The following is a 7,024-nucleotide window of genomic DNA, read 5'->3' as shown; positions in this document are numbered from 1 at the left end:
CTTATATTGTAAAGAATCAAATTAAATCACTAAGTGACTTAAAGAAATTTGATGTTGATGGTTATAAATTTAGTAAAGAAGATAGTGAAAAGAATCTTTTAGTTTTTAAAAGATAAGAAATTAAGAAATATAGATAAAAGGAATTGAAATGACTCAAAAGTATCATGTCTACGGAATTGGGAATGCTCTTGTTGATATGGAGTTTGAAGTTAGCACAGATTTTCTAAATGAAAATAGTGTTGAAAAAGGACTTATGACTCTTGTTGAAGAAGAAAGACAAGATGAGCTATTGGATAAACTTGGTGGTCATCACCATAAAAGGTCTTGTGGTGGATCAGCCGCTAATACGATTATTGCAACTTCTCAATTAGGGGCCAATTCTTTTTACTCATGTAAAGTTGCTTCAGATGAGACAGGAGACTTCTACTGGAGTGATCTGAAGGCAAAAGGTGTTCATTCAAACCTCTCTAGTGGTCGTTTTGAAGGTGTTACTGGGAAGTGTATGGTTTTTGTCACTCCTGATGCTGATAGAACAATGAATACATACCTTGGGATTACAGCGACTTTTTCTAAAGAACAAATAATTGATGAAGAGCTCCTTCAAAGTGAGTGGGTATATCTTGAGGGATATCTCGTGACAGGTGAGTCTGGAAAGGCCGCTGCTATTCATGCCAGAGAATTAGCTCAAGCAAATAATAAGAAAGTCGCACTAACTTTTTCTGATCCAGGTATTGTTTCTTTCTTTAAAGAAGGTTTCAAAGAAATTATCGGTGATAAGAAACTGGATCTGCTCTTTTGTAATCATGAAGAGGCAATGTCATATACAGGAACTCATAATGTTGAAGAGGCCTATAATGCTTTAAAAGAAGTGGCAAAGACATTTGCAATAACTCTTGGGCCAAAAGGTGCGCTAATTTTTGATGGGCAGGACAAGATCTATGTTGTTGGGAATAAAGTAGAGGCCGTTGATACAAATGGTGCTGGTGACCTTTTTGCTGGATCATTCCTCTATGCCATCACTCATGGATACAGTTATGGAGAAGCGGGACATTTCGCATGTAATTGTGCTTCAAAACTTGTGACTCAGTTTGGTGCAAGATTAGAGACTGAAGAAATTTTAGAAATTAAGAAAGAAGTATTAGGAGAGTAGGAATGTCTTCGAGAGTATTATTGAAAAAACTTTTTCAAACTCCAAGTGAGTTTATTGATAAAGAAGTTACGATAAAGGGATGGGTACGATCTGTCCGTAAGTCTAAGAAGTTTTCTTTCATTGTTTTAAATGATGGAACTGACCAAGACAGTATGCAAATTATTGCAGATGCAGGAATTGAGAATTATGAGGCCCTCTCTTCTATGCTAACGGGAACTTCTGTTTCTATCACAGGTAAGATTGTTGAATCTCAAGGTAAGGGACAATCAATCGAAATGCAGGCCATTACCGGTGAGGTTATAGGTGAGGTTGATGAGAGTTACCCTCTTCAAAAGAAGGGGACAAGTTTAGAGCACTTAAGAGATATTGCTCACTTAAGAGCGAGAACAAATCTCTTTGGAGCTGTTTTTAGAGTTAGACATGCTCTTGCTCAAGCAACACATCAATTCTTTAGCGATCGAGGTTTTTACTATCTAAATAGTCCTATTATTACCGCCGTTGATGGTGAGGGCGCTGGTGAGATGTTCAATGTTTCAACTCTCAATGCAAAAGATCTACCAAAGACTGACAAGGGTGAAATTGATTACTCTAAGGACTATTTTGGAAAAGATGTCTCTCTGTGTGTAACGGGACAACTCGAGGCCGAGTGCCATGCTCTAGGTCTTGGTGCTGTTTATACATTTGGTCCGACTTTTCGTTCGGAGAATTCTAATACTAAGAGGCACCTTGCAGAGTTCTGGATGATCGAGCCAGAAGTGGCCTTTGCTGATCTTGAAGATGTCGCGGATTTAGCGGCTGATTATATTAAATTCATGATTGATTATGCAATGAAGAACTGTTCAAAAGAGCTGGCCTTCCTACATAGTATGCCATTTACTGATGTCGATAAAACTCATGGTGATGTTTTAAAGTCTGTTCGTGATTCAGAGTTTAAGAAAATTACTTACACAGAAGCAATTGATATTCTCAACGCATGTGGTGAGAAGTTTGAATTCTCAACTGAGTGGGGGAATGAGCTACAAACTGAACATGAGAAATATTTAACTGATAAACACTTCAAGTCTCCTGTTATTGTGACTGATTATCCAAAAGATTGTAAGGCCTTCTACATGAAGCTTAATGAAGATGGGAAAACTGTTCGTGCTATGGATGTACTTGTTCCTGGAATTGGAGAGTTGATTGGAGGGTCTCAAAGAGAGGAATCTCTTGAGAAGCTTGAGAAGAGAATGGACGAAATGAATATGGAGAAAGACGGTTACTGGTGGTACCTAGAGCTTCGCAAGTTTGGTTCTGTTCCACACTCTGGTTTCGGTCTAGGTTTTGAAAGAGCGATTATGTATATCACTGGTATGTCAAATATCAGAGATGTTATCGCCTTCCCGAGAACTCCAGGTAACTGTGACTTCTAATTTAAAATATCTTATTATTCCGGGGCTTAATCAGTCCCGGAATATCTATGAGTCTATTTTGACTCAGTTCCCACAGGGCAAATTATTAATCTTTCCTTGTAATCTAAGTAATGACAAATCATTTTATCAAGTACCCATCAAGGATTATATTGGAGTTGTTGAAGATGAATTACGGAAAAATTCATACGAAAGGATCTATTGTCATTCTCTAGGGAGTCTTATTTTCTTCATTCATCTTTGTGAGAGAGTTGAGGCTCTTAATAATACAAAGGTCTTCTTTATTTCCCCTGCCTTAGTGTCGAGCAATTTGAGAAAAGCTATTTCTTTTTTACCTGATAGCTTTAAGATTCCTAGCTTGAATCGTCCTTCATGGCGTTGTCATCCTTATTGTCTGGTAAGGCATTATCGAGAAATCCTCGAACTACAGTCTATTTATCAAATAGATGATATTAATAGGTTTGATTTTGTTGAAATTGTCTATGATCCTAGAGATGAATTACTTAATGTCGATAAGTTTGAACTCTTAAGCAATAGGCGAGAGTATTATTCAAAAAACTTTCCTCGCCATTTATGCTTAGACTTTATTGAAAGAGACTTATTCGGTCTTTGATTCTTTCTTTGTCTGTGAAGAATCCTGGTTTGGTCTCTTGTTGTTATTTCGTCGATAATTCTTAGAGTTTCCTCCTGAGCGACGATTATTCGGGCCATCTGAGTTTTTCGCTTCTACGTTATTACCTTCTTTACTCTGGTCTTTATTTCCATTTCTATTTTGGTTATTTCGATTGTTGCGATTGTTTTTATTATTTCTATTACTGCTTCTATTGTTTCTATTGTTGTTGCGGCCACTTTGAGAGCGTTGGTTATTACGCTTATTATTTTTTTGTGGTTGATTCTCATCTGACGATTCTTCTGAATCAAGAGGGATTCTCTCTATTTCTTCATCATCTTGTTTCGTACCATCATTATCAACTTCAATTTCAACACCAAGTTCATCGTCGGTATCAATTGTATGTGAGTAACGATCTAGCATTTCTTCCTCAAGTTCAGATAGGCCGATGACTGTACTCGTCTCTGAGATAATTGACCTGAACTCTGTCGGAAACTTCCAACCTGAAGGCGGATTACATTTCTTTGGGTGGTATTGGTTCTTAGCGTAACGGCGAATTTGACCTTTGTCTGTAAGAAGCTCAAATTGCTCAATCAGTAGGTGTAGTTTAATAACCTTACCAATGTCACCATTTTTAACTCTGATATATGTGTATTCTGGTGGAAGGAACTTTCGCTTTTGTGTATAAACGTCGTCTTCATATTTCATACAACACTTAACTTGTCCACAGACACCATTGATCTTAGAAGGGATGAGGGCCAGGTTTTGGTTCTTGGCCATTTTGATGCTTGAGTTTCCATAGTTACTAAGAAATGACGAACAACATGTTTGGAGTCCACATGCTCCTGTTGCTCCAAGAGCTGCTGCTCTATCTCTTACAGAAATTTGTCTTAGCTCAATTCTCATCTTGAGATCTGAAACAAGATCTTTAACCAGTCCTCTAAAGTCAACTCGTTCTGGGGCCGTAAAGTAGAAGACGGCCTTCTTACCAAACTGAATGAACTCAACGTGTGTTAGGTTCATATTGAGATTATGTTTTTCAATAAGTCTTAGACAAAGAACTTCGGCTTCGTTTTCTTTTTTTAAGAAGCTCTTTTGTTCTTCAATATCTTCGTCTGTTGCCACCTTTGAGATTGTTCTAATCGGTAGCATGGATTTATCAAAGGGAACTGTATAAGGAAATGAGTTAACATATCCTACAGTCATTCCTCTATCACTCATGGCGATAACTTTTTGACCATAGATAAAATGACGTGAACCGAGAAGGAATGGCTGACTCTTTGCATTTCCAGGGAAACGTACTCTAACAAAAGTTAATTCCTCTCCCTCTGAAAAGCGACTCTCTTGTTCTTTGATGAGTTTCTCATCCTGCTTTTGAACTTTTTTCTTGTGCTTTGTTTGGGAATCGGAACCCTTACTTGATTCTCTTTCTTGGACAGTATTGTGCTTAACAGAATTTTCTGTTTCTATATTTTGTGATGATTCTGACATAGTCTCTTGCTCTAATTGTTTAATATGTAATTTTCACAATTTAAGGCAGCTTTGTCTAGGTTTAGAGCGTAAATATTTTACTGAGTAGGGGAATCATTCTACCTTGCGCTGGGCCATTGAAAGGACGCTGGTAGCTTGCCTCTTTTAGCCCTTCTATAAGCTGTTGACTGAGCTTGCCGTCTTGTCTTGTTTGAGAGACCCATTGCAGCAAGAGCTTGATTATTGATTCTTCATCGAGGTTCTTAGAGCGAATTCCCTCGACTAAAGTGTGAAGTTGTCCATTTCCACTTTCTAGGGCCATGAGGGCCTGGGCATTGGGATCAAGTTCAAGTTCTGGGACGGTATTTACCCAGCTCTCAAAACTTAGGGGCCTATCAAAACTAGAGTGTTCAATATTCTTTTTAATCGTCAGATTAAGTGAGATGGCCCTTGAACTAATTGTTGGGAGAACCTTCTTCTTTTGAGGATCAAGAAAGAAAATTGTAATATCAATTGGTGGCTCTTCGAGAGTCTTAAGTAGTTTATTAGAAAGTGTCTCTGTAATCTTGTGAGAATCTCTGACTATAATAAACTTATGTCCTAATTCGTGGGGAGTGTGCTCAAGAAACTTAAAGAAGTCATCAAACTCACCACCTGCAAGTGTGAAGGTCTTATTTTCTGTTTGAATAAACTGGATATCAGCGTGACCTAGCTTTAGTCCTTCTCTTATTTTGTCCGATTCTTGATTAGCTCTCTTTGTTTTGAGGACTTCAACGAGAAAATCTTCAAGCCATTTATCAAGAAACTCTCGTGCCGCCTGCTCTTGCAAGGGACACGAGACAATATAGAAATGTGATAGTTCTTGGGTTTTAAATTTTGAGAGTAGGGCCTGTTTTAGCATAGCTCAGTTGAGACTAGTTCTCGAAAATAAGAGTGTCTATTTGTTCTCTTAATTTGAGGTAAACTTCTTCAGGTGTCTTCGATCCATCAATCGTTTTAATTCTATCTGAGAAGATCTCGCTTGCGTAATCATAACCTTCGATGAGTTTTGAATGAAAACTATTATCTCTTGATTCAAAATAATCCTTAGGAAGGTTTCTCATTCTCTGCCTCTCTAGTGAAGTTTCAAGATCAATTCTTAAGTAGAAAGTGACGTGAGGGACTAAGTTAAGAGGAAAGATTGAGTGCATTTTTAGAATATTATCAACTCCAAGCTCTCTGGCAATTCCTTGATAGGCAATCGAGCTATCAATAAATCTGTCACAGATGATGATCGTATTTGGTTGAGAAAGTTCTTTTAAGACTACGTCACTTAGTAGTTGAGCTCTTGCTGAACAGAATAAGTGGGCCTCTGCGCATGGGTGAATATCTTTTTCAGAAGTTAAGATGGCCTGTCTTAGTTTTTCTCCAAATGCTGTTCCACCTGGTTCCCTAAGTACGATGACATTGAAGTTCTTCTCTTCTAGATATTCTTTTATTTTCACGATTTGTGAAGATTTACCTGCGCCTTCGATACCTTCAAAGCTGATAAAGAAAGAACCTGGAAAAGCAGGTGATCTGAATTGATTAATGAGTTTTTCGTCTATTGTGTTCATAACTATGTTTTATCATAGCTATGAACCCTAAGACTATGAAATTTTTAAAATTCTTCCTGTAGTTCTGCGTCAAGTGGATTACCGTATTCATCAACTGGACCCAATTCATCAGAGAGCTCAAGTAGCTCTTCTTCTGAAAGTTCTTTCTCTTCTGGATCAATGACATCTTTAGAGAGACGAGTTCTAATAGGGTCGAGTTCGACAGCTTCATTGGCATCATCAAAGATGGCCTCAGGTGGAACTTCTTGTATAACCGCTTCTTGCATTTTTCTTGGTTTGGATTTTAGGAATTCGGCCTTGCGAATACTTTCGCTACTTCTTGTGACCTGTCTTCCCGTTTTAACACCAAAAGAACTGGGTTTTCTCTTAAAGCTATCGCTCTTTGTTGAGTCCACGGCACGCTTCTTTGGAAGAGCTCTCTTTGTGCGTGCTGTTTTCACCTTCTTTTGAGTCATATTATTAGGAGCAATTGTAGGCGCTGGTTCACCAGAGAATAGCTGGTAGCTAAAGTAGATAGCACCAACTAGAGAGAGCCCAAGAATAAGGAAGAGGATAGGGTTTCTATTATCAGAAGAGGCCTCTGAATCTTTTAAATTTTCACTTTGCTTAACTTCTTCGATATGAACTTTTCTCTTTCCCTCGTTAAGATGCCCAATATAGGCAAGGCCAACAATTGCATCCTTTTCTTCGGCGACTCTTTGGGCCTGGGCAATTGCTCTGTCAGCATCATAAATAGAGTTATTAAAGATATGTCCATCTGGTGAAATCGGTAGATTTTGGTGATTCTTTTCAC

At 38.1% G+C, this 7,024-nt stretch carries 6 protein-coding genes; 2 read left to right on the top strand and 4 right to left on the bottom strand.

The features are described 5' to 3' along the window. Window positions 1-148 precede the first annotated feature (148 nt). Both M901_RS12680 and asnS read left to right on the top strand, forming a co-directional pair. The gene (locus tag M901_RS12680) at window positions 149-1,150 is read left to right on the top strand and encodes an adenosine kinase (RefSeq protein ID WP_021278602.1); all 1,002 of its coding nucleotides are present in this window, start codon (window positions 149-151) and stop codon (window positions 1,148-1,150) included. Window positions 1,151-1,152: 2 nt separating this feature from the next. Continuing rightward, window positions 1,153-2,559 (top strand): asparagine--tRNA ligase, encoded by a 1,407-nt coding sequence (gene asnS, locus M901_RS12675; protein ID WP_021278598.1) that lies wholly within the window; start codon window positions 1,153-1,155, stop codon window positions 2,557-2,559. Between the two features lie 595 nt (window positions 2,560-3,154). Here the strand turns inward: asnS and M901_RS16680 are convergent. From M901_RS16680 to M901_RS12650, 4 genes are all read right to left on the bottom strand, one after another. Further along, window positions 3,155-4,657 carry a regulatory iron-sulfur-containing complex subunit RicT gene (locus M901_RS16680; protein WP_021278595.1) on the bottom strand — a complete coding sequence of 501 codons (1,503 nt, stop codon included), beginning with the start codon at window positions 4,655-4,657 and terminating at the stop codon, window positions 3,155-3,157. A gap of 61 nt (window positions 4,658-4,718) precedes the next feature. After that, window positions 4,719-5,537 carry a DNA polymerase III, delta subunit gene (locus M901_RS12660; RefSeq protein ID WP_021278599.1) on the bottom strand — a complete coding sequence of 273 codons (819 nt, stop codon included), beginning with the start codon at window positions 5,535-5,537 and terminating at the stop codon, window positions 4,719-4,721. A gap of 13 nt (window positions 5,538-5,550) precedes the next feature. Next, entirely contained in the window at window positions 5,551-6,231 is a 681-nt protein-coding gene (gene tmk / locus M901_RS12655; protein ID WP_021278596.1) for a dTMP kinase, read from the bottom strand. Window positions 6,232-6,275: 44 nt separating this feature from the next. Next, the coding region (locus tag M901_RS12650) for a hypothetical protein (protein ID WP_021278600.1) at window positions 6,276-7,024 on the bottom strand (749 nt) is incomplete at its 5' end.

This window comes from Bacteriovorax sp. DB6_IX (assembly GCF_000447775.1).
Taxonomy (GTDB): Bacteria; Bdellovibrionota; Bacteriovoracia; order Bacteriovoracales; family Bacteriovoracaceae; genus Halobacteriovorax_A.
Note: the sequence above shows the minus strand (reverse complement) of the source record. Positions and strands in the feature narration are given on the sequence as shown.